At 76.1% G+C, this 21,008-nt stretch carries 21 protein-coding genes; 12 read left to right on the top strand and 9 right to left on the bottom strand.

From position 1 onward, the window contains the following. Nucleotides 1–76 precede the first annotated feature (76 nt). The 7 genes from ACI79R_RS08350 to ACI79R_RS08320 are packed head-to-tail and all read left to right on the top strand — an operon-like array spanning nt 77 to nt 7,774. Nucleotides 77–1,576: an HAD-IIIA family hydrolase gene (locus ACI79R_RS08350; protein ID WP_456573133.1), complete on the top strand. Its 1,500-nt coding sequence runs from the start codon at nt 77–79 to the stop codon at nt 1,574–1,576. Then, nucleotides 1,570–2,595, top strand: coding sequence for a glycosyltransferase family 9 protein (locus ACI79R_RS08345; protein WP_456573132.1), 1,026 nt, complete (start codon nt 1,570–1,572; stop codon nt 2,593–2,595). Before ACI79R_RS08350 ends, ACI79R_RS08345 begins: the two co-directional genes overlap by 7 nt. Continuing rightward, complete coding sequence (locus ACI79R_RS08340) at nt 2,592–3,572, top strand: glycosyltransferase (protein ID WP_456573131.1); 981 nt, start codon at nt 2,592–2,594, stop codon at nt 3,570–3,572. Before ACI79R_RS08345 ends, ACI79R_RS08340 begins: the two co-directional genes overlap by 4 nt. Next, the gene (locus tag ACI79R_RS08335) at nt 3,569–4,771 is read left to right on the top strand and encodes a glycosyltransferase (RefSeq protein WP_456573130.1); all 1,203 of its coding nucleotides are present in this window, start codon (nt 3,569–3,571) and stop codon (nt 4,769–4,771) included. Before ACI79R_RS08340 ends, ACI79R_RS08335 begins: the two co-directional genes overlap by 4 nt. Next, nucleotides 4,768–5,433 carry a D-sedoheptulose-7-phosphate isomerase gene (locus tag ACI79R_RS08330; protein ID WP_456573129.1) on the top strand — a complete coding sequence of 222 codons (666 nt, stop codon included), beginning with the start codon at nt 4,768–4,770 and terminating at the stop codon, nt 5,431–5,433. The genes ACI79R_RS08335 and ACI79R_RS08330 overlap by 4 nt, the downstream gene beginning before the upstream one ends. Then, entirely contained in the window at nt 5,430–6,812 is a 1,383-nt protein-coding gene (rfaE2, locus tag ACI79R_RS08325) for a D-glycero-beta-D-manno-heptose 1-phosphate adenylyltransferase (RefSeq protein ID WP_456573128.1), read from the top strand. The genes ACI79R_RS08330 and rfaE2 overlap by 4 nt, the downstream gene beginning before the upstream one ends. Then, complete coding sequence (locus ACI79R_RS08320) at nt 6,809–7,774, top strand: glycosyltransferase family 9 protein (RefSeq protein ID WP_456573127.1); 966 nt, start codon at nt 6,809–6,811, stop codon at nt 7,772–7,774. Before rfaE2 ends, ACI79R_RS08320 begins: the two co-directional genes overlap by 4 nt. A 189-nt stretch (nt 7,775–7,963) precedes the next feature. Here ACI79R_RS08320 and ACI79R_RS08315 read toward each other — a convergent pair whose 3' ends face one another. The 7 genes from ACI79R_RS08315 to ACI79R_RS08285 all read right to left on the bottom strand — a co-directional run bounded on the left by ACI79R_RS08315 (nt 7,964) and on the right by ACI79R_RS08285 (nt 15,985). Then, a complete protein-coding gene (locus ACI79R_RS08315) occupies nt 7,964–9,559 on the bottom strand; it encodes a VWA domain-containing protein (protein ID WP_456573126.1) in 1,596 nt (531 codons plus the stop codon). 165 nt (nt 9,560–9,724) lie between these two features. Continuing rightward, nucleotides 9,725–10,699 (bottom strand): UDP-glucuronic acid decarboxylase family protein, encoded by a 975-nt coding sequence (locus ACI79R_RS08310; protein ID WP_456573125.1) that lies wholly within the window; start codon nt 10,697–10,699, stop codon nt 9,725–9,727. Between the two features lie 170 nt (nt 10,700–10,869). After that, entirely contained in the window at nt 10,870–12,201 is a 1,332-nt protein-coding gene (locus ACI79R_RS08305; RefSeq protein WP_456573124.1) for an ABC transporter substrate-binding protein, read from the bottom strand. Between the two features lie 76 nt (nt 12,202–12,277). Then, nucleotides 12,278–13,444, bottom strand: coding sequence for a branched-chain amino acid ABC transporter permease (locus ACI79R_RS08300; protein WP_456573123.1), 1,167 nt, complete (start codon nt 13,442–13,444; stop codon nt 12,278–12,280). A gap of 2 nt (nt 13,445–13,446) precedes the next feature. Next, entirely contained in the window at nt 13,447–14,328 is an 882-nt protein-coding gene (locus ACI79R_RS08295) for a branched-chain amino acid ABC transporter permease (protein WP_456573122.1), read from the bottom strand. Nucleotides 14,329–14,355: 27 nt separating this feature from the next. Beyond that, nucleotides 14,356–15,126, bottom strand: a complete 771-nt coding sequence (locus ACI79R_RS08290; protein ID WP_456573121.1) for an ABC transporter ATP-binding protein — start codon at nt 15,124–15,126, stop codon at nt 14,356–14,358. After that, nucleotides 15,119–15,985, bottom strand: coding sequence for an ABC transporter ATP-binding protein (locus ACI79R_RS08285; protein WP_456573120.1), 867 nt, complete (start codon nt 15,983–15,985; stop codon nt 15,119–15,121). Before ACI79R_RS08285 ends, ACI79R_RS08290 begins: the two co-directional genes overlap by 8 nt. A 179-nt stretch (nt 15,986–16,164) precedes the next feature. On the opposite strand from ACI79R_RS08285, the gene ACI79R_RS08280 reads away from it, so the two are divergent. After that, the gene (locus ACI79R_RS08280) at nt 16,165–17,364 is read left to right on the top strand and encodes a PucR family transcriptional regulator (protein WP_456573119.1); all 1,200 of its coding nucleotides are present in this window, start codon (nt 16,165–16,167) and stop codon (nt 17,362–17,364) included. Between the two features lie 102 nt (nt 17,365–17,466). Here the strand turns inward: ACI79R_RS08280 and ACI79R_RS08275 are convergent, their stop codons facing one another. Further along, nucleotides 17,467–17,700: a DUF2630 family protein gene (locus ACI79R_RS08275; protein WP_456573118.1), complete on the bottom strand. Its 234-nt coding sequence runs from the start codon at nt 17,698–17,700 to the stop codon at nt 17,467–17,469. A gap of 40 nt (nt 17,701–17,740) precedes the next feature. Beyond that, on the bottom strand, nt 17,741–18,679 hold the full coding sequence (locus ACI79R_RS08270; RefSeq protein WP_456573117.1) for a prephenate dehydrogenase/arogenate dehydrogenase family protein: 939 nt from the start codon (nt 18,677–18,679) through the stop codon (nt 17,741–17,743). On the opposite strand from ACI79R_RS08270, the gene ACI79R_RS08265 reads away from it, so the two are divergent. The 4 genes from ACI79R_RS08265 to ACI79R_RS08250 are packed head-to-tail and all read left to right on the top strand — an operon-like array spanning nt 18,678 to nt 21,005. After that, entirely contained in the window at nt 18,678–19,382 is a 705-nt protein-coding gene (locus ACI79R_RS08265; protein ID WP_456573116.1) for an O-methyltransferase, read from the top strand. The genes ACI79R_RS08270 and ACI79R_RS08265 overlap by 2 nt on opposite strands. After that, the gene (locus ACI79R_RS08260; RefSeq protein ID WP_456573115.1) at nt 19,379–19,879 is read left to right on the top strand and encodes a tRNA adenosine deaminase-associated protein; all 501 of its coding nucleotides are present in this window, start codon (nt 19,379–19,381) and stop codon (nt 19,877–19,879) included. Before ACI79R_RS08265 ends, ACI79R_RS08260 begins: the two co-directional genes overlap by 4 nt. Then, entirely contained in the window at nt 19,876–20,532 is a 657-nt protein-coding gene (locus tag ACI79R_RS08255; RefSeq protein WP_456573114.1) for an HAD-IA family hydrolase, read from the top strand. The genes ACI79R_RS08260 and ACI79R_RS08255 overlap by 4 nt, the downstream gene beginning before the upstream one ends. Beyond that, complete coding sequence (locus ACI79R_RS08250; RefSeq protein ID WP_456573113.1) at nt 20,529–21,005, top strand: nucleoside deaminase; 477 nt, start codon at nt 20,529–20,531, stop codon at nt 21,003–21,005. Before ACI79R_RS08255 ends, ACI79R_RS08250 begins: the two co-directional genes overlap by 4 nt. Nucleotides 21,006–21,008: the final 3 nt, after the last annotated feature.

Here is a 21,008-nt window from a genome sequence, read left to right as displayed (position 1 = left end):
TCGAGCGGAGCGCGGCCGGGAAAAACTTCAAGCCCGTAGTGTTTCCGCCGCGACCGGCCAGGGCAGGACGCCGATCATGGTGGGGGCTCTCGCGCGCTGCACGGTCGTCGTGCCGACGATCGGCCGGCCGTCGCTGGACGTCCTCCTCGACGCCCTGGCGACCGGGTCCGGCCCCCGCCCGGCCGAGATCGTGCTGGTCGACGACCGGCCCGCGGGCGAGCCCCTGCGGCCCGAGCGCCCCGGGCTGCCGCCGGTCCGCGTCGTGCGCACCGGTGGGGGCGGCCCCGCCCGCGCCCGCAACCTCGGCTGGCGGGTGGCCCGCACCGACTGGATCGCCTTCCTCGACGACGACGTCGTGCCCGACCCCGACTGGTACCAGTGCCTGGCCGACGACCTGGCCGGCCTGCCCGCCGACGTCGCCGGCAGCCAGGGCCGGGTGCGGGTGCCCCTTCCGGAGGACCGCCGGCCCACCGACTGGGAGCGCGGCACCGCGGGGCTGGCCACCAGCAGCTGGATCACCGCCGACCTCGCCTACCGCCGCGCCGCGCTGGCCGCCGTCGGCGGGTTCGACGAGCGCTTCCCCCGCGCCTTCCGGGAGGACTCCGACCTCGCGCTGCGGGTGATGGACACCGGGGCCCGGCTGGTCCGCGGGCAGCGCTGGATCACCCATCCGGTGCGGCCGGTGGACCGCTGGGTCAGCGTGCGCGTGCAGGCCGGCAACGCCGACGACGTCCTCATGCGCCGGCTGCACGGGCCGGACTGGCGCGACCGGGCCGACGCCCCGCTGGGCCGCCGGCCGCAGCACATGGCCGTCACCGCGGCCGCCCTGGCCGCGGCCGGCCTCGCGCTGGCCCGCCGCCCGCGCGCGGCGGCCGCCGCCGCGCTGGCGTGGGCCGCCGGCACCGCGGAGTTCGCCTGGCGGCGGATTGCGCCCGGCCCCCGCGATCGCGCCGAGGTGACCACGATGCTGGCCACCAGCGCGCTCATCCCGCCGCTGGCCACCTGGCACTGGGCCCGGGGCGTCGTGCAGCACCGCCGGGTGCCGCGCTGGCGCGGCCTGCCCGACCTCGTGCTCTTCGACCGCGACGGCACGCTGGTGCGCGACTACCCCTACAACGGCGATCCCGCGCTGGTGAAGCCGGTGCCCGGCGCCCGCGAGGCGGTCGACGCGCTGCGCGCCCGCGGAGTGCGGGTCGGCGTGGTGAGCAACCAGTCCGGCGTCGCCCGGGGCCTGATCACCCGCGAGCAGGTCGACGCGTGCATGGCGCGGCTCGACGAGCTGCTCGGCCCGTTCGAGACCGTGCAGGTCTGCCCGCACGGCCCCGACGACGGCTGCGACTGCCGCAAGCCCGCTCCCGGCATGGTGCGCGCCGCCTGCGAGGAGCTCGGCGTGGCCCCCGCGCGCTGCGTGGTCATCGGCGACATCGCCGCCGACGTCGAGGCCGCGGCGGCCGCCGGCGCCAGCGGGATCATGGTGCCCACTCCGGTCACCCGCCGCGAGGAGGTCGCGGCCGCCCCCCGCCGGGCGAGCACCCTGACCGCGGCGGTCGACGACGTCCTGGCGGGCCGGTGGTGACGCCGGCCGGCGGGGTACGCCGGCCGCGGACCGTGCTCGTCGCCCGGCTCGACAACGCCGGCGACGTGCTGCTGCAGGGCCCGCTCGTCCGGGCGGTCGCCGCCGGCGCCGACCGCGTGGTCTTCCTCGCCGGCCCGGCCGGGGCCGAGGCCGCCGCGCTGCTCCCCGGCGTCGACGAAGTCTGGACCTGGGCCTGCCCGTGGATCCTCGGCGACCCGCCACCGGTCGACTCCGTCGACCTCGCCGCCTTCACCGCCCGCGTGCGCGAGCTCGCGCCCGACGCGGCCGTGGTGTCGACGTCGTTCCACCAGTCGCCGCTGCCCCTGGCGCTGCTGCTGCGCACCGCCGGCGTGCCGCGGATCTCGGCGATCAGCGTCGACTACCCCGGCTCGCTGCTCGACGTCCGGCACCGCGTGGACGACGACCTCCCCGAGCCCGAGCGGGCGCTGTCGCTGGCCGCCGCGGCCGGGTTCGCGCTGCCCGAGGGCGACGACGGGCGGCTGGCGGTGCGCCGGCCGCTGCCGCCGGTCGCGCACGAGCCCGGCTACGTCGTCCTCCACCCGGGCGCCTCGGTCCCCGCCCGCGCCTGGCCCGCCGACCGGTGCGCGCAGGCGGTCGAGGCGCTCGCCGAGGCCGGTCACCGGGTGCTGGTCACCGGCGGCCCCGGGGAGCGCGACCTCACCGCCGCGGTCGCCGGCACGCGCGGGGTCGACCTCGGCGGCGCCACCTCGCTGGCCGAGATGGCCGCGCTGCTCGACGGCGCCGCGGCCGTCGTCGTCGGCAACACCGGCCCGGCGCACCTGGCGGCGGCCGTCGGCACGCCGGTGGTGTCGCTGTTCTCGCCGGTCGTCCCGGCCGCGCGGTGGGCGCCCTACGGCGTCCCCACGGTGCTGCTCGGCGACCAGGACGCCCCCTGCCGGGGCACCCGGGCGCGGATCTGCCCGGTGCCCGGCCACCCCTGCCTGTCCTCGGTCACCGCGCAGGACGTCGTCGCCGCTGTGGAGAAGGTGGTCGCATGAAGGTGCTGGTCTGGCACGTGCACGGCTCCTGGACGACGGCGTTCGTGGAGGGCGGGCACGAGTACCTCATCCCGGTCGTGCCCGGCCGCGGCCCCGACGGCCTGGGCCGCGCCCGCACGTGGAACTGGCCGGCCGCCGCGCGCGAGGTCACACCCGAGCAACTGCGCGAGGAGGACGTCGACGTCGTCGTCCTGCAGCGCATGCGCGACCTGGAGCTCGTGCGCGAGTGGCTCGGCCGCGAGCCCGGGGCCGACCTGCCCGCCGTCTTCCTGGAGCACAACGCGCCGGGCCTGGAACCCGGTGACGGACCGGTTCCGCACACCCGGCATCCGCTCGGGCACCGCGACGACATCCCGATCGCGCACGTCACCTCGTTCAACGAGCTGTTCTACGACAACGGCCGGGCGCCCACGACGGTGATCGAGCACGGCATCGTCGACCCCGGCGAGCGCTGGACCGGCGAGCTGGCCCGGGCCGCCGTCGTCACCAACGAGCCGGTCCGCCGCGGCCGCACCGTCGGCGCCGACCTGCTGCCCGGGCTGGCCGCCGCCGCGCCGGTCGACGTCTTCGGCATGGGGCTGGCCGGGCTGCACGAGCGCTACGGCCTGGACCCCGACCGGGTCGCGCTGCACGACGACCCGCCCCAGTCGGCGATGCACGCGGAGCTGGCGCGGCGGCGGGTGTACGTGCACCCGGTCCGCTGGACCTCGCTCGGCCTGTCGCTGCTCGAGGCGATGCACCTGGGCATGCCGGTCGTCGCCCTGGCCACCACCGAGGTGGTGGAGGCGGTGCCCGACGGCGCCGGGGTGCTGTCCACCCGGCCCGACGTGCTGTGGAACGCCGTCCGCACCTACCTGCACGACGAGGACGCCGCCCGCCTGGCCGGCAAGGCCGCCCGCGCGGCGGCGCTGGAGCGCTACGGCCTCGCCCGGTTCCTGCGCGACTGGGACGCGCTGCTCACGGAGGTGACCCGATGAAGCTCGACCTGGTCAGCGAGCACGCCTCGCCGCTCGCCGCGATCGGCGGTGTCGACGCCGGCGGGCAGAACGTGCACGTCGCCGCGCTGGCGGCGGGCCTGGCCCGGCGCGGTCACGACGTCACCGTGCACACCCGCCGGGACGACCCCGACCTCCCCGACCGCGTGACCACCGGCGACGGCTACGACGTGGTGCACGTACCGGCCGGCCCGGCGCGGGAGCTGCCCAAGGACGAGCTGCTGCGGCACATGCCCGACTTCGCCGCGGCGCTGCGCCGGACCTGGGCCGCCGCGCCGCCGGACCTCGTGCACGCGCACTTCTGGATGAGCGGGCTGGCCTCGGTCGCCGCGGCCGGGCGGATCCCGGTGCTGCAGACGTTCCACGCGCTCGGGTCGGTCAAGCGCCGGCACCAGGGCGCCGCCGACACCTCCCCGCCGCAGCGGATCGAGCTGGAGCGGTCGCTGTGCCGCACCGTCTCCCACGTCGTGGCCACCTGCAGCGACGAGGTGTTCGAGCTGCGCCGGCTGGGGCTGTCCAGCGACCGCGTCTCGGTCGTGCCCTGCGGCGTGGACACCGCGGTGTTCACGCCCAAGGGCCCGGTCGCCCCGCGCTCGGGCCGGCCGCGGCTGCTCGTGCTCGGCCGGCTGGTGGAGCGCAAGGGCCAGGACGACGCCGTCCGTGCCCTGGCCGCCGTTCCCGACGCCGAGCTGGTCGTCGTCGGCGGGCCGCCGGCCGACCGGCTGGACGCCGACCCCGAGGTCCGCCGGCTGCGCGCGGTCGCCGCGGCCGCCGGCGTCGCCGACCGGGTCTGCTTCACCGGGTCGGTCTCCCGCGCCGACGTGCCGGCCTGGATCCGCTCGGCCGACGTCGTCCTGGCCGTGCCCTGGTACGAGCCGTTCGGCATCACCCCGCTCGAGGCCATGGCCTGCGGCCGCCCGGTCGTGGCCACCGCCGTCGGAGGGCTCGTCGACAGCGTCGTCGAGGGCCGCACCGGCGACCTCGTCCCGCCCCGTGACCCCGGGCGGCTCGGCGAGGTGCTGGCCGCCCTGCTGGCCGACGACGCCCGCCGCGCCGCGTACGGCGCGGCCGGCGTCCGCCGGGCCCGGGCCCGCTACCGCTGGGCCCGGGTCGTCGCCGACACCGAGACCGTCTACCGGTCCGTCCTCGCATCCCGCGTCCCCGTGGAGGCCGTCCGATGAGTGTTGCCCCGCATTCCGCCGCCGAGGTCGTCTCCCCGGACACCTGCACCCACCTGACCGGGCACGACCACGTGGCCTCGCTGACGGCCGCGCTGCGCGACGTCACCGCGCACGTGGACACCCTCGACCGCTGGGGGCGGCTGCTGGCCGACGTGCTCTGCGGGGAGTCCCGCGGCCGGCTGCTGGCCGCCGGCAACGGCGGGAGCGCGGCGCAGGCCCAGCACCTGACCGCCGAGCTGGTCGGCCGGTACCGGGCCGACCGGCCGCCGTTCTCGGCGATCTGCCTGACCGCCGAGACCTCCTCGCTCACCGCGATCGCCAACGACTACCCGGCCGACGAGCTGTTCGCCCGGCAGGTCGAGGCGCACGGCCGGGCCGGCGACGTGCTGGTCCTGCTGTCGACGTCCGGCCGCTCGCCCAACGCGGTCGCCGCCGCCCGCCGCGCGCGCGAGTGCGGCATCACCGTGCTGGCGATGACCGGCCCGGCGCCCAACCCGCTGGCCGCCGAGGCCGACGAGGCGGTCTGCGTGGACAGCCCGTGGACGGCGACGGTGCAGGAGTGCCACCTGGTGGCGCTGCACCTGCTCTGCGCCGCCTTCGACGCCGCCGTCCTGGCCGAGCCGGCCCGGGTGCCCGAGACCCGGCTCGGGGTGGCCCGGTGAGCGCTGCCCGGCCGCTGGTCGTCGTCGGCGACGCCCTGCTCGACGTCGACCTGGTGGGGACGGCGTCCCGGCTCACCCCCGACGCGCCGGTGCCGGTGGTCGAGGACGTCGAGCGCCGCGAGCGCCCCGGCGGTGCCGCGCTGGCCGCGGTGATCGCCGCCCAGGCCACCACCCGCGAGGTGGTGCTGGTCGCGCCGTTCGACACCGACGAGGGCGCCGACCGGCTGCGGGCCCTGCTCGCCGGCCGGGTGCGGGTGGTGGCCATCCCGGCCACCGGCGGCACGGCGGTCAAGCAGCGGGTGCGCGTCGGCGACCACTCGGTGGTGCGGATCGACAGCGGCGACCCGGTCGCCCGGCTCGGCGCGCTGCCCGAGGAGGCGGCCGCGGTGCTCCGGGACGCGGCGGCGGTGCTGGTGGCCGACTACGGCCGCGGGACGACGGCGTCGGCGGAGGTGCGCGCGGCGCTGTCCGCCGCCGGCGGGCCGATCGTGTGGGATCCGCACCCGCGCGGGGCCGACCCGGTGCCGCAGACCCGCCTGGTGACCCCCAACGGCGCCGAGGCCGCCCGCGTGGCCGCCGCCGCCGGGGTGGCCGCCGACGGCGACGGGCTGGCCGCGGTGGGCGCGCGGGCCGAGGCGCTGATCCGGCACTGGGGCGTGGGCGCCGTGGCGGTCACGCTGGGCTCCCGGGGCGCGCTGCTCTCCTACGGCGAGGGCGCGCCGATGGTCGTGCCGGCGGTGCCGGTGACCGGCGGCGACCCGTGCGGCGCCGGCGATTCCTTCGCCGCCGCGGCGGCGCTGCTGCTGGCCGACGGCGCGGTGACCGGGGAGGCGGTGGCCGGCGCGGTGGCGGCGGCCTCGGCGTTCGTCGGCCGCGGCGGTGCCTCGGCGTGGGACGCCGTCGACCGCCCGGCGGCCAACGTGGTCGCCGAGCCCGGCGTGGACTCGGTGATCTCCCGGGTACGGGCGGCCGGCGGGACCGTCGTGGCCACCGGCGGCTGCTTCGACCTGCTGCACGCCGGGCACGTGGCCACGCTGCGGGCCGCCCGCGGGCTGGGTGACTGCCTGGTGGTCTGCATCAACTCCGACGACTCGGTGCGCCGGCTCAAGGGCCCCTCGCGGCCGCTGGTGACCGCGGCGGACCGCGCGCGGGTGCTGGAGGCGCTGGAGTTCGTCGACGCCGTCGTGGTGTTCGACGAGGACACCCCGGCCGAGGTGCTCGACCGGCTCCGGCCCGACGTCTGGGCCAAGGGCGGCGACTACGCCGGTGCCGACCTGCCCGAGGCCGCGGTGCTGCGGACCTGGGGCGGGCAGGCGGTGGTGCTGCCGTACCTGGACGGGCACTCGACGACGGCGCTGGTCGAGCGCTCCCGCGCATGAGGCCCTCGGCGGTCGTGCTGCGGCCGCTGGGGCTCGGTGACCTGCTCACCGGGGTGCCCGCGATCCGCGCGGTGCGGGCGGCGGTGCCCGGTCACCGGCTGGCGCTGGCCACCACGAGCGCGCTGGAGCCGCTGGCCGCGCTGATCGACGCCGTCGACGAGGTGCTGCCCGCGCGCGAGCTCGAGCCGCTGGACTGGTCCGGCCCGCCGCCGGAACTCGCCGTGGACCTGCACGGCAAGGGGCCGCTGTCGCACGTCGTCGTCGCCGACCTGCGGCCGCAGCGGCTGCTGACCTTCGACAGCCCCGGCTATCCCGGCCCGACCTGGTACCCCGACGAGCACGAGGTGCGCCGCTGGTGCCGGCTCGTGTCCGAGGGGCTGGGGGTCGACGCCGACCCCGACGCGCTCGACCTCGCCGTCCCGGCCGTGCCCCCGCCGGTGACCGGGGCGGCGCTGGTGCACCCGGGCGCGGCGTTCCCCGGCCGGCGGTGGCCGGTGGAGCGCTTCGCCGCGGTCGCCCGGTCGCTGGCCGGGCAGGGCCACGACGTGCGGATCACCGGCGGCCCGGCCGAGGTGGAGCTGGCGCGGTCGGTCGCCGCGGCGGCGGGCCTGGACGACACGGCAGTGCTCGCCGGCACGACGACGTCGCTGGAGCTGGCCGCGACGGTCGCCGCCGCGCGCGTGGTGGTCTGCGGCGACACCGGCGTCGCGCACCTGGCCACGGCGTACCGCCGGCCCTCGGTGGTGCTCTTCGGACCGGTCGCGCCGGCGCTGTGGGGCCCGCCGCACCGGCGGGCCGGCGACGGTCCGCTGCACGTGGTGCTCTGGCACGGCGACGGCACCGGCGACCCCTGGGGCACCGGGCTGGACCCGGCGCTGGCCCGGATCACCGCCGACGAGGTCCTCGCCGCGCTGGAGGACCTCCTGGCGCGCACCGCCGAGACCGCGCCCGCCGCGCGCTGACCGGCCGCCGGGCCACGGCCGGCACCTCTCCCTGCGCACGCTCGTGCTCTGCCCTCTGGTGTGGGCAGAGCTCGAGTGTCCGGGGAGGGGGTGTGCCGGTGGCTCCTTCGTGCTCTGCCCTCTGGTGTGGGCAGAGCACGAGGACGCGGGAGGGAACCTGCCGGGTCGCCGGCGGCGCCGCGGCGGGCGTCAGCCGCGCTGGCGGATGGCGTCGAAGAGCACCGTCTGCAGGTCGCCGGGGTCGACCGCCGAGTAGGCCGCGCCGCCGGTCGCCTCGCCGATCTGCTCCAGCGCCGCGAGGTCGGCGTCCGGGCCGAGGGCGATGCCGATGACCTTCACCGGCCGGTCCGGATCGGCCTCGGCGCGCAGCGTCTGCAGCAGGGCCTCGAGCTCAAGGCCCGCGTCGTCGTCGTTGGTGCCGTCGGTGACCACCACGACGCTGTTGACCGCGTCCTCGTCGTAGGAGGCCTGCGCGGCACGCACCGCGGCCAGGGTCGTGTCGTAGAGCGCGGTGCCGCCGGGGGAGAGCCGGCCCGGGATGGTGTCCAGCTCGTCGAACAGCAGCTCGCGCTGGGTCTGGCCGTCCACGTCCTCGTCGAGGGTCCGGATCGGGGCCAGCTCGGTCCAGTCCTGCTCGCCCTCCAGCTGGTAGGCGAACACCCACAGGCCGATCGCGGAGCTGTCCGGGATGAGGGTGAGGGCGCTGCGTGCCGCGTCCCGCGCCAGCGTCGCCCGGGTGTTGCCGCCCCCGACGGAGGCCTCCATCGAGACCGACACGTCGAACACCGTCAGCAGCCGCGACGGCACCGCCAGGCTGGACAGCCGCGCGAGCAGCGCCTGCACGTCGTCGGCGTCGAGCTCCAGCTCCTCCGGCGCCTCGGCGCGGATGCCGGTGCCCTCGCCGGCGTCCGGCGGGGGATTGCCCTCGGCGTCCCGGAACCCCGACTCCAGCACCGCGTCCCGCGCCGCCTGCGCGGTCATCGCGCGGACGACGGCGTCCACGGCCGGACGCTCCTCGTCGCTCGGCGAGCCGACCCGCAGCACCGGGTAGTCCAGCGACGGCGACCCCTCCGCGGGGTACACCGCCACGAGCGCGGCCTGCTCGCTGCCGGCGTTGACCGCGTGCACCTCCTGCTCGGTGACCGGCACCAGCGGCGCGTCCTCGCCGCCCTCCGCCCCGGCGGTCAGCGCGTCGGCCGCGGAGGGCACCGCGCCGCGCGACGCGGCGAGCACCGCCTGCACCACGGCGTTGTCGGCGTCCTCGTCCCCACCGAGCGCGGAGCGCACCGCCGCCAGGGCGAGGATCCCCTCGGCGCTGGTCGCGAGGTCGGGCACGGCGATCGGCCGGCCGGTGGCCAGGGCCTCGCCCCAGGACGGCGCCTCCTCGTCCCAGCCGAGCGTGCCCACCGCGGCCTGGCTGGTGGCCAGCACCAGCGGTGAGGAGGCCATCGAGCCGGAGTCGTCGAGCGACACGTCGGTCACCCGGCCGGCCCACAGCGAGGAGTCCGGCACCCAGATGTGCGGCTGCGCCGACTCCTCCAGGGCACCGAGGTCGCCGACGGTCTGCAGCGGCTCCTGCGCGACCACCTCGGCCTGGGCGCAGGCGCCGTCCCCGAGGCCCTGCGGCTCGCTCAGCAGCCGGTCGGCCAGCGGACCCAGCTCGGGCGCGACCGTCACCCGCACCACCTGCGGGTCGGCGCAGCCGCCACTGCTTCCGGAGCCGGCGATCCACCAGACCACCCCGCCGACCACCAGCAGCACGGCCGCGGCCGCGGCGGCGAGCACCAGGGGTGTCGGCCGCCGGGATCCCCGGTCAGCGGCAGGCGTGGCGTGGCGACCCATGGTGTTCGCTCTCCGTCGTCGTCGAAGTACTCACGGCGACCCCCATCCGCCGATCCCCAGGGTAGATGCGGACGGGCCCGTCCTGCCGGGCGTGCGGGAGAGTGGTGCTCAGGCGGGGACGGCGGTGGCCTGCCGCTGCGCGGCGAACCACTCGACGGTGCGCCGCAGCCCCTCCTCGGAGGGCACCGTCGGCCGCCAGCCGAGCAGCTGCTCCGCGCGGGTGGTGTCCGGCCGGCGCACCTTGGGGTCGTCGACCGGGAGGTCGATGAAGGCGATCTCCGACGACGACCCGGTCATCTCCACGATCCACTGCGCCAGGCGCAGCATCGACAGCTCGTCGGGGTTGCCGATGTTCACCGGGCCGGGCTGCCCGGACTCGGCCATGGCGAGGATGCCGCGCACGGTGTCGTCGACGTAGCAGATCGAGCGGGTCTGGGAGCCGTCGCCGGCGACGGTCACCGGGCGGCCCTCCAGGGCCTGGTTGACGAAGGCAGGGATCGCGCGGCCGTCGTCCGGGCGCATCCGCGGCCCGTAGGTGTTGAAGATCCGCACGATGCCGGTGTCGGTGCCCTTCGACGTCCGGTAGGCGGTGGTCATCGCCTCGCTGAAGCGCTTGGCCTCGTCGTACACCCCGCGCGGGCCGACCGGGTTGACGTTGCCCCAGTACTCCTCGGGCTGCGGGTGCACCAGGGGGTCGCCGTAGACCTCCGAGGTCGACGCCAGCACGTACCGGGCGCCCTTCTCGTGGGCCAGGCCCAGGGTGTGCAGCGTGCCGAGGCTGCCGACCTTGAGCGTCTCGATCGGCATCTTGAGGTAGTCGATGGGACTGGCCGGCGAGGCGAAGTGCAGCACCAGGTCGACCCGGCCGGGCACGTGCACGAAGTCGGTGACGTCGCAGCGCACCAGCCGGAAGCCGGGGTGCTCCATGAGGTGGACGACGTTCTGCGGCGACCCGGTGAGGAAGTTGTCGAGGCAGACCACCTCCACGCCCCGTGCCAGCAGGTGCTCGCACAGGTGGGAGCCGAGGAACCCGGCACCCCCGGTCACGACCGCCCGCCTGATCTCCCGCGTCGCGTGCACCACCGCAGCTCCTCCCGGCCGTGGACGCGCACCCGCGCACGTCCGCGGCGCTCCTACCCGGCCGCGATCACCTCACACACTTCACCGTCTAAGTGTTTTCCCGATCGGGTGGCGGAACGGCGACGGGCCGCCGGCCCCCGCGAGGGGACCGGCGGCCCGCCGGGTGGAGGAGGTCACTCCTCCGGGATGCCGTTCTCCGGCGGCGTCGCGCGCTCGCCGTCGTACTCCTCGATCTCGGCGTCGCCGTTGTCGGTGACCAGCACCGGGGTCAGGTCCTCGGCCCCGTCACCCTGGATCTGGCTGACCAGCATGCCGCTGTACCCGGCGTGCCGATCGGCGGAGAAACGGAACGGCGTGAAGCCGGGACCCTGCCAGTCGGCCCCGTTCTCCTCGATGGCCTCGACCAAGCCGTCGCGGGTCGGGTTCTGTCCCGCGGCGAGCAGCGCCTGGACCATCGTGTAGGCCTGCGCCATGCCGTAGATCCGGGTGTTGGTGAGCTCGCCCTCCTGGCCGGAGGCGTCCCAGATCTCCTGCCACAGCTGCACCCACGGGTCGTCCGGCGAGTCCAGGCCCGGCATGTACTCGGTCGTCAGGGCGCCGTTGAGCAGGCTGGCGTCGGTCACCGCCCCGCGCGAGAAGTTGGCCAGCAGGGAACCGACCAGGACCGGGTCGGAGCCGACGTTCGAGTAGAACCACTGCGGCGTGTAGCCGGTCCGCAGGGCCGTGAGCTGGGAGATCGCCGTGTACGTGGGAGTGGTGAAGCCGATGACGAAGTCCGCTCCCGCGGCCTGCAGCCCGGCGATCTGCGCGGTGAAGTCCTGCGTGCCCGGGACGTAGGTCTGCACGTCGACGATCTGGGCGTCGATGAACTGCCGCACGCCCTGCTCGCCGTCCTCGCCGAAGTCATCGGCCTGCAGCAGGAGGCCGACCTTGGCGTCGGGGAAGTTCTCGGAGATGTACTGGCCGATGATCTTGCCCTCGGACTCGTAGTCCGGCTGCCAGCCGAACGTGTACGGGTTCTCCTCCGGGTTGTCCCAGAGCAGGGAGCCCGAGGCCACGAACAGGTCGGGCACCCCCTCGCCGTTGAGGAAGTCGAGGACGGCGCTGTGGGTCGGCGTGCCGAGGCCGCCCATCAGCGCGAAGACCTCCTCCTCCAGGACGAGCTCGTTGACCACCGCGGCGGTGTTGGTGGGGTTGTACACGTCGTCGCGGTAGACCCACTCGATCTGCCGGCCGTAGACGCCGCCGTTCTCGTTGACCCAGTCGAAGTAGGCCTGGACGCCGGTCGGGATCTCGCTGTACCCCGGCGACGCCGGGCCGGTCAGCGGATAGTGGGCGCCGATCTTGATGGTGTCCTCGGTGATGCCGATGTCCGAGGCCTCGTTGGCCCCGCCGCCGGTGTCACCGCCGCTCTCGCGGTCCTCGCCGGCGCCGCACGCGGCGACGGACGAGACGACGGTGGCCGCGGCCAGGAACGACACGAGGCGCCGTGAGGGAGTGCGCAACTGTTCTCCTCTGTGCGATCCGGGCACCGATGCCCGGAGGTGTGTGGGTGGACGCGAGGGGACGAGGGCCGGGTGTTCACCCCCCGCCGGCGCGTGCGCCGGCGCGCTTGGCGCGGCCGGCCAGCCAGCGCAGCCGGATGGTCCCGACCACGCCGGCGGGGGCGAAGAGCATGACGAGGATGAGCACGACGCCGTAGACCAGCGGGGCCAGCTGGGCGGCCTCGGTGTCGCTCAGGTCGAGCGATGAGCCCGTGTTGCGGGCCAGTTCGGGGAGGAAGACGAGCATCACCGCGCCGAGGAGCGCCCCGAGCAGGCTGCCCAGGCCGCCGATCACGATCGCGGTCAGCAGCCCCAGCGACAGGACGATCGTGAAGGAGAGCGTCGACACCGAGCCGAGGACGAAGGCCAGCAGCGCGCCGGCCAGTCCCGCGCAGGCCGAGCTGACGACGAAGGCGATCACCCGCCAGGTGCCGAGCGAGATGCCGGCGAGCTCGGCGGCGACCTCCTGGTCCCGGACGGCACGCCACGTGCGCCCGACCCGGCTGCGCGCCAGGTTGGCGAGCAGGAAGAAGGTCAGCAGCACGCAGAACAGGCCGAGGTAGGCCTGCCACTTCTGGTTGGTCGGCTGCGTCCCGGAGAGGAAGAACGACGCGTCCTGCCACCACTCGGGGGGCTCCGGCCGGCGGAAGCTAATCGGCTGGTTGCCGCCCAGGGTCTCCGGGAAGACCAGCGCCAGCCCCGGCAGGCCGACGGCCAGCGCCAGCGTCGCGCCCGCCAGGTAGGGCCCGTGCAACCGGGCGGCGGCCACGCCGACCACCCCGCCGACGACCGTGGCGGCGGCGATCGAGACGAGGAAGATCACCGGCAGCGGCCACGGGTCCTCCTGCCGGTCGAGGACCAGCGCCGTCACGTAGGCGCCGACGGCCATGAGCGCGCCGTGGCCGAGGGAGATCTGCCCGTTGAGGCCGGTCAGCACGGTGAGCCCGCCCGCGGCGACGGCGTAGAACGCCACCTGCGCCAGCTGGGTGTGGGTGAACCGGTCGGTCACCTCGATCAGCGCGATCCCGGCGAGCAGCGCGATCACCACCAGCACCAGGTGGCGCGGCAGCGCCGCCTGCGGCAGCCGGAACCGCCCGCGCCCGCCGCCGGTGGTGGCGCTGGGCACGTTCGCCGCCGCGGTGGCGACGACGGGCGCCTCGGAGGTCGCCTGCCCGGCGGCGCCGGGGGACTGGGTCTCGCTCATGCTCATGCCCTCCGGGCCTTGGTGCTGCTGAACAACCCGCCGGGGCGGACCAGGAGGACGACGACGAGGATCACCAGCGCGGCCAGGCTGACCACCTCGTCGCCGAGGTAGCCGCGGACATAGCCGAGCAGCAGGCCGAGCGTGATCCCGCCGACGACCGCGCCGACCGGCGAGTCGAGCCCGCCGAGCACGGCGGCGACGAAGCCGTACACGATGAGCGCGTCCATGAAGGTCGGCGTCACCGTCGCCCCCTCGCCGGCGATCAGCACCCCGGCGATCGCCCCGACCGCGGCGGCCAGCGCCCAGCCCAGGGTGAGCATCCGGCCCACCCGGATGCCGAGCAGGCGGGCGACCTCCTGGCCGAAGGCGGAGGCCCGCATGGCCAGGCCCACCCGCGTGTAGCGGAAGAGGACGATCAGCGCGCCGAGGGTCAGCACGACGCCGGCCAGCGTGAACAGGTTGTTGGGCGTCAGTGCGATGTTGGTGCCGCCCACGGTGAAGCCGACGCGGCCGAAGGGCGAGGGGAAGGCCCGCTCGGTGTTGCCGAACGAGATCCCGATCAGTGCCTGGATGGCGATGAACAGGCCCAGCGTCACGATGACCGCGTTGAGCTCCGGGCCGCCCTCCACCGGCCGGATCACCAGTCGCTCGATCACCGCGCCGATCAGCAGACCGGCGAGCACCGCGACGAGGACGGCCAGCCAGTAGGACCAGCCGGCCTCGACCAGGGCGAGCGCGATGAACGTCGTGGCCGCGGCCATCGCGCCCTGGGCGAAGTTGACGATCCGGGTGGACCGCCAGATGAGCACCAGCGCCAGGGCGAACGCCGCGAAGACGGCGCCCTGGACGACCCCCGCCACGGTGAGGGTGATGAACTGCTGCACGGGGTGCGCTGCCTTCCTGGTCGGGAGTCAGAAGCCGAGGTAGGCGTGCCGGAGGTCCTGGTCGGCCATGAGGGTGCGGGCCGAGTCGGTGACGACGACGCGGCCGAGGTTGAGCACCACGCCGGTGTCGGCGACCGACAGCGCGCTGCGCGCGTTCTGCTCGACCAGCAGGACCGACAGGCCTTCGCTGTCGACGAGCTGGCGCACGAGGCCGAAGATCTGCGCGACGATCCGGGGCGCCAGGCCGAGCGAGGGCTCGTCGAGCAGCAGCACCCGCGGGCGGGCGACCAGCGCGCGGCCGATGACCAGCATCTGGCGCTCGCCGCCGGACAGCACGTGCGCCGGCTGGCTGCGCCGCTCGGTCAGGCGCGGGAACAGGTCGTAGACCCGGTCGATCTCCGACCGCGGGACGTTGCCCCGGAACAGCGTGCCGCAGCGCAGGTTCTCGTCGACGGTCAGCTCGGCGATCACCCCGCGGCCCTCGGGCACGTGCGCCATGCCCTTGGTGACCATCGCCTCGACCGGGGCGCGGGTGATGTCCTCGTCGTCGAGCAGCACCCGCCCGCCGGTGGGGCGGACCAGCCCGCTGATCGTGCGCAGCAACGTCGTCTTCCCGGCGCCGTTGGCCCCGAGGACGGCGGTGATGCGGCCGGCCTCGGCGCGCAGCGAGACGCCGTCCAGCGCGCGGACCGGGCCGTAGGCGGCGCTGAGGTCGTGCACCTCGAGCAGCGCCGTGGCCGTCCCTGCGGCACCGCCGCTGCCGGCGTCGGAGGCCGTCGCCCCGTGCGGTTCAGCCACGGTCGGTCCCCCCGTCGGTGGCCGCGAGCGCCGCGGCGTCGGCAGCCACGTCGACGTCGTCGCCGAGATAGGCCTCGGTGACCGCGGGGTCGGCGCGGATCTCCTCGGGCGTCCCGACGGCGATCTGCTTGCCGGAGTCGAGCACGGTGATCCGGTCGCAGACCCGCATGACCAGGTCCATGTGGTGCTCGACGAGCAGCACGCTCATCGAGGCCGACAGGCGGCGGATGGTCTCGCCGAGGTCGTGCATCTCGTCCTCGGACAGGCCGCTGGCCGGCTCGTCGAGCAGCAGCAGCTCCGGCTCGGCGACCAGCGCGCGGGCCAGCGCGACCCGCTTCTGCACCGGGTACGGGAGGCTGCCGGGATAGCGGTTGGCGTAGGGGCCGGCGTCCAGCTCGTCCAGCGCCTCGGTGGCGCGCTGCCGCAGCCGCTGGTCGTCGCGGTGGGCGGTGGGCAGGGCGAACAACGCGGAGAAGAAGCCGGCCCGGGCGTGCCGGTGCGCGCCGACCATCACGTTCTCCAGCACCGTCAGGCCGGGGAACAGGCCGACGCCCTGCAGGGTGCGGGCGATGCCCAGGCGGGTCAGCTGGGCCGGCCGCAGCCGGCGCTGCTCGCGGCCGCGCCAGACGATGCTGCCGGCGGTCGGGCGGACCAGCCCGCAGGCGACGTTGAACATCGTCGTCTTGCCGGCGCCGTTGGGGCCGATGAGGCCGTGCACCTGGCCGGGCTCGACGGTCAGCGAGACGTCGGAGAGGGCGGTCACCCCGCCGAAGGCGACGGTGATGCCGGTCATCTCCAGGCGGGCGCTGAGGGTCCGCTCCAGCGGAGGGGTGCTGCCGGGTGCGTCGGGCGGCGCCAAGGGCCCACGTCTCCTCTGGGTCCGGGGAGGTCGCCGACCGGGTGCGGTCGGCGACGATTGGGTCACGGCTGGGTCCTGATGAGGTTGCTGTCCGGTGAGCACGGTCACAATGGGCGCGACGCACAGTGATGACCGCGCCGGGCTGTGCGCTGTGCCACACGTCACGGAGAGGTGGTCGAGTGGAGCTCTTCGCCCCCGAGGTGTCGACCCGGCTCGGTGAGCTGGCCCCGCGGCTGTTCGAGCAGATCGACGCGATGGTCGACCGGATGGTCGACGTCCTGATGCGCACGGAGCCCGCCTACCGCGAGCTCGACGTCGTCGAGCTGCGCCGCTCCACCCGCTGCGGCCTGGCCGGCGGGGTGCGCAGCCTGGTGGCCGCGGCCGCCGGTACCGGTGACGTGCAGGAGGCGGGGGCGCGGGAGGTCGGCCGGCGACGGGCGGCGCAGGGCATCCCGCTGGAGGCGGTGCTGCGCGCCTACCGGCTGGGTGGGCAGATCACCTGGGAGAGCCTGCTGTCGGTCTCCCGGGACGGCGCCGGCGGCCACGACCCCCTGCTCGTGGAGGTCGCCGGAGCGGTGTGGCGCACCAACGACGCCGAGTGCGCCGCGGTCGCGGAGGGGTATCGCGAGGAGCAGCGGCGGATGGCCGCGGTCGACGAGGACGCCCGCCGGCAGGTGCTGGAGGGGCTGCTCGAGGGCCGCGGCGGCGACCCGGCGTTCGTCCGGACGGCGTCGGACCTGCTGGGCATGTCGCTCGAGGGCCGGCTGCTCGCGGTGGTGGCGATCCCGGACGCCGAGGGCGCGGCGGCCCTCGACGACCCCGCGGCCGGGTTGCTGCGCCGCGGCGTCCGCTCGATCTGGGGCGAGCGGGCCGGCGCCCAGGTGGGCGTGGTGGCCCTCGGGGTGCGCCGCGCGGGCGACGTGCTGGCCTGGTTGCGGGCGATGGCCGGCGGGCCGGTCGGCGTCTCCGACGAGGTGCAGGGCGCAGCCGCGGTCGGAACCGCCTACCGGCTGGCCGACACCGCGGCACGCACCCTCCCGGCCGGGCAGCGCCGGGTGGTCACCATCGACGACCGGCTCCCCGAGGCGCTGCTGCGCAACTCGCCGGAGATCAGCTCACGGCTGGTCGGGCAGTCGCTGGGCGGGCTGCTGGAGCTGCCGGAGGAGGAGCGGGAGGTGCTCCTGGACACCCTCGCGGCGTTCCTCGCCGCCGACGGCTCGCCCACCAAGGCGGCCGACGAGCTGTACTGCCACCGCAACACCGTCATGCACCGGCTGCGCCGGATCGAGACGGTCACCGGCCGCAAGCTGGCCGATCCGCGGGCCCGGCTGCTGTGGCAGCTCGCGCTGCTGGGCACCGAGCAGCGGCGCACCGCCTGAAGGCCGGCTGTCCACGGTTCGTGCACCTGTCGTGGTGCGCGGCGACCCTTGACCACGACACGTGCACACGGCGTCCCCCCGGGTCGCGGGGCCGGGGCCCGGCTACTGGAGGTAGCCCTCCACCTCGGACTTCGGGCGCACCTCGGCCTCGTCGGGGTCCTCGTCGTACTGGCGCTTGGCCCGGCGCTGGCGCAGCAGGTCCCAGCACTGGTCCAGCTGGGCCTCGAGGTCGCTCATCCGGGCACGCTGCTCGTCGGTGTGCTCACCGCTCTCGCGCAGCTGGTGCTCCTCGTCGACCAGGGCGTGGATGCGGTTCAGCAGGTCCTTCTCGTCCATGCCCGCTCCCTGCCCGCCTCGCCCGCGGCGTAACCGGCGCTCACTGCGGATCGGGGAGCTGCCCCTCCACGAAGGCCGCCAGCCGCCGCGTCACCGTGCCACCCGCCCGGCCCAGCGACAGCAGCGCCGACCGCTCGACCGGCACCCGCACCGCTCGGCGCTCCGGCGCGGCGGCCGCGCGGACGGCGTGCCCCGCGGCCACGAGTTCCGGCCACGGCCGGTCCAGCTGGGCGCGCACGCGGTCGAGCGCGGCCGCCGTCGGCCCGGCGTTGCCCTCGACCATGGCGGTGACCAGCGCCGGGTCGCTGCCGATCACCCGGGTGCCGTCCCGGAAGCTGCCCGCGGCCAGGCCCAGGGCCAGCGGCCCCGCGGCGCCCGCGGCCGCGGCCAGCGCGGCGGCCAGCAGGTGCGGCACGTGGCTGATCGCGGCCACCGCGTCGTCGTGCTCGGCGGCGGTCACCGGCACCACCTCGGCCCCGACGGCGAGCGCGACCTCGGCGACCCGCAGCCAGCGCGGCAGCTCGGTGCCGGGTTCCACGCACACCGCCCAGCGGGCGCCGGCGAACAGCGTCGGGTCGGTGGCCTCGGGGCCGGAGCGCTCGGTGCCGCACATCGGGTGTCCGCCCACGTAGCGCCCGCCGTAGCGCGTGCCCAGGGCGGCGAGCACCGGGAGCTTGACCGAGCCCAGGTCGGTGATCGTCGCGTCGGCGCCGATCGTCAGCCCGTCGAGCGCGGTGGCCATCGCCGGCAGCGGGACGGCGAGGACGACGACGCCGTCCATCTCCCGCCCGATGCGCACCCCGCGCGCCGCCGCCGCTCCGCGCGCCGCCGGGTCGACGTCCCAGCCGGTGACCTCGCGGCCGGCGGCGACGAGCGCGGCGGCCAGCGAGCCGCCCAGCTGGCCGAGCCCGACGACCCCGACCGGGGGAGCGGGCATGGTGGGGACCGGGAACCGGGGTCCCGCGAGGGCATCGGCCATGATCGGAGGCTATGACCTCGCGTTCTCCGGGCCGCGCAGCGTGACCCCCCGGTCGTTCCTCCTCTCGCCCGAGCTGTCGGACTACGTGCGGGCGAGCTCCGAGCCCCTCGACGACGTCGCCGCCGACCTGGTCGCCGAGACCGCCGTCCTGGCCGACCGCGGCGAGGTGCCGCCGACGTTCCAGATCGCCGTCGAGCAGGGCGTACTGATGCAGCTGCTCACCGCCGCCCTCGGCGTGCGCCGGGCGATCGAGATCGGCACGTTCACCGGCTACTCGGCGCTGTGCATCGCCCGCGGCCTGGCCGAGGGCGGCTCGTTGCTCTGCCTGGACCGCAGCGAGGAGTGGACGGCGATCGCCCGCCGGTACTGGGCGCGCGCCGGCGTGGCCGACCGGGTGGAGCTGCGGGTGGGGGAGGCCCTGCCGATCCTGCGCGCGCTGCCCGCCGAGCCGGTGTACGACCTCGCGTTCGTCGACGCGGACAAGACCGGCTACGCCGCCTACGTCGACGAGCTGTACCCGCGGGTGCGCACCGGCGGGGTGGTGCTGCTGGACAACACGCTGCGGGCCGGGCGGGTGCTGGACCCGCGGTCCGACGACGACTCCGCGATCGTGGCGCTGAACGCCGCCCTCGCTGCCGACCCCCGCTGGGAGACCGCCTTGCTGCCGCTGTCCGACGGCCTGACCGTGCTGCGCAAGCGGTGACCGCGCCCGAGACGCCCCGGCCGAGCTACGCGGTCCGGGTGAGCCGGCCCGACGGCCGCTGGCGGGTGCAGCTGCTGGCCGAGGACGCCGGGGACGAGCTGCCGGTGCTCGAGCGGGCGCTCGGCGAGCCGGACGCCGAGGGCTGGCCGCCGCCGTTCGTCGTGGTCGTGGACTCACGCCTGTACTTCGTGGTGCTCCGGCACGGCCCCGGCGGCATGGTGCGGGCGCTGATCTCCGACGCGACCATGCAGGAGTGGGTGCTGGCCGCCGAGGTGGTCGAGCGCTACGGCATCGGCGTCGACACCGACGGGGCCTTCGACGACGACGAGACCGGCTGGCCCGGCGGTGACCTCGACGTGTTCGCCGACGAGGGGCTGCCGGCCGCGCAGCTGCGGCCGATCGTGACCGCCGACGACCTGTGGGCCGACGAGATGGTCGAGCGGATCGCGCAGCGGCTCGGCTTCGCCGACGAGCTGGCCGCGGCGGTCGCGCCGTGAGCGCCGCCGTGACGGCCGTCGTCTTCGACCTCGGCGGGGTCATCACCGAGAGCCCGATGCTCGCCTTCGCCGCCTACGAGGCCGAGGCCGGCCTGCCCGAGGGGCTCATCCGGCGGCTGAACAGCACCGACCCCGACACCAACGCCTGGGCCCGGTACGAGCGCAACGAGCTGGACGTCGACGGCTTCGTCGACGCGTTCGAGGCCGAGGCGCTGGCCGCCGGGCACCGGCTGGACGCCCGCCGGGTGCTCGCCGCGCTGGCCGGGGACCTCCGGCCGGCCATGGTGGCCGCGGTGCGCCGGCTGCGGGACGCCGGCCTGCCGCTGGCGCTGCTGTCGAACAACGTCGCGCCGATGGAGCGCACCGGCCGGCTGGGCGAGCTGCTGGAGCTGTTCGACGCGGTGGTGGAGTCCTCGCGGGAGGGCGTGCGCAAGCCCGAGCCGGCGATCTACGAGCGGGCGCTGCAGCGGCTGTCGGCGGCCGCCGGCCGGCCGGTCGCGGCGGGCGACTGCGCCTACCTCGACGACCTCGGGATCAACCTCAAGCCGGCCCGGGCGATGGGCATGCACACGATCAAGGTGGTCGACCCGGCCGCCGCGCTCGCCGAGCTGTCGGCGCTGGTCGGCTTCCCGCTCGACGGGGCCGCCCGGTGACCGGTCTGCCCGCCGGCGCCCTCGACGCCGCGATGGGCCGCGCGCTGGAGCTGGCCGCCGCGGCCGAGGAGTGGGGCGACACCCCGATCGGCGCGGTCGTGCTCGGCCCGGACGGCGCGGTGCTCGCCGAGGCGGCCAACGAGCGGGAGCGGCAGGGCGACCCGACCGCGCACGCGGAGGTGCTCGCGCTGCGGGCCGCCGCGCGGGTGCACGGCGACGGCTGGCGGCTGACCGGCTGCACCCTCGTGGTCACGCTCGAGCCGTGCACGATGTGCGCCGGCGCCAGCGTGCTGGCCCGCGTGGCCGCCGTCGTCTACGCCGCCGACGACCCCAAGGCCGGCGCCGCCGGGTCGCTGTGGGACGTCGTCCGCGACCGCCGGCTCAACCACCGGCCGCAGGTCACCGGCGGGATCCGGGCCGAGGAGTCCGCCACGCTGCTACGCGGTTTCTTCCGCCGCCGGAGAGGCCTGTAGTCT

This window comes from Blastococcus sp. SYSU D00820 (assembly GCF_054050695.1).
Note: the sequence above shows the minus strand (reverse complement) of the source record. Positions and strands in the feature narration are given on the sequence as shown.

Excerpts from the sequence above, each read along its gene's own strand:
- ACI79R_RS08350 (WP_456573133.1), top strand. The coding sequence starts at position 77 with ATGGTGGGGGCTCTCGCGCGCTGCACGGTCGTCGTGCCGACGATCGGC.
- ACI79R_RS08340 (WP_456573131.1), top strand. The coding sequence starts at position 2,592 with ATGAAGGTGCTGGTCTGGCACGTGCACGGCTCCTGGACGACGGCGTTC.
- ACI79R_RS08335 (WP_456573130.1), top strand. The coding sequence starts at position 3,569 with ATGAAGCTCGACCTGGTCAGCGAGCACGCCTCGCCGCTCGCCGCGATC.
- ACI79R_RS08330 (WP_456573129.1), top strand. The coding sequence starts at position 4,768 with ATGAGTGTTGCCCCGCATTCCGCCGCCGAGGTCGTCTCCCCGGACACC.
- ACI79R_RS08320 (WP_456573127.1), top strand. The coding sequence starts at position 6,809 with ATGAGGCCCTCGGCGGTCGTGCTGCGGCCGCTGGGGCTCGGTGACCTG.
- ACI79R_RS08300 (WP_456573123.1), bottom strand. The coding sequence starts at position 13,444 with ATGAGCGAGACCCAGTCCCCCGGCGCCGCCGGGCAGGCGACCTCCGAG.
- ACI79R_RS08275 (WP_456573118.1), bottom strand. The coding sequence starts at position 17,700 with ATGGACGAGAAGGACCTGCTGAACCGCATCCACGCCCTGGTCGACGAG.
- ACI79R_RS08265 (WP_456573116.1), top strand. The coding sequence starts at position 18,678 with ATGATCGGAGGCTATGACCTCGCGTTCTCCGGGCCGCGCAGCGTGACC.
- ACI79R_RS08270 (WP_456573117.1), bottom strand. The coding sequence starts at position 18,679 with ATGGCCGATGCCCTCGCGGGACCCCGGTTCCCGGTCCCCACCATGCCC.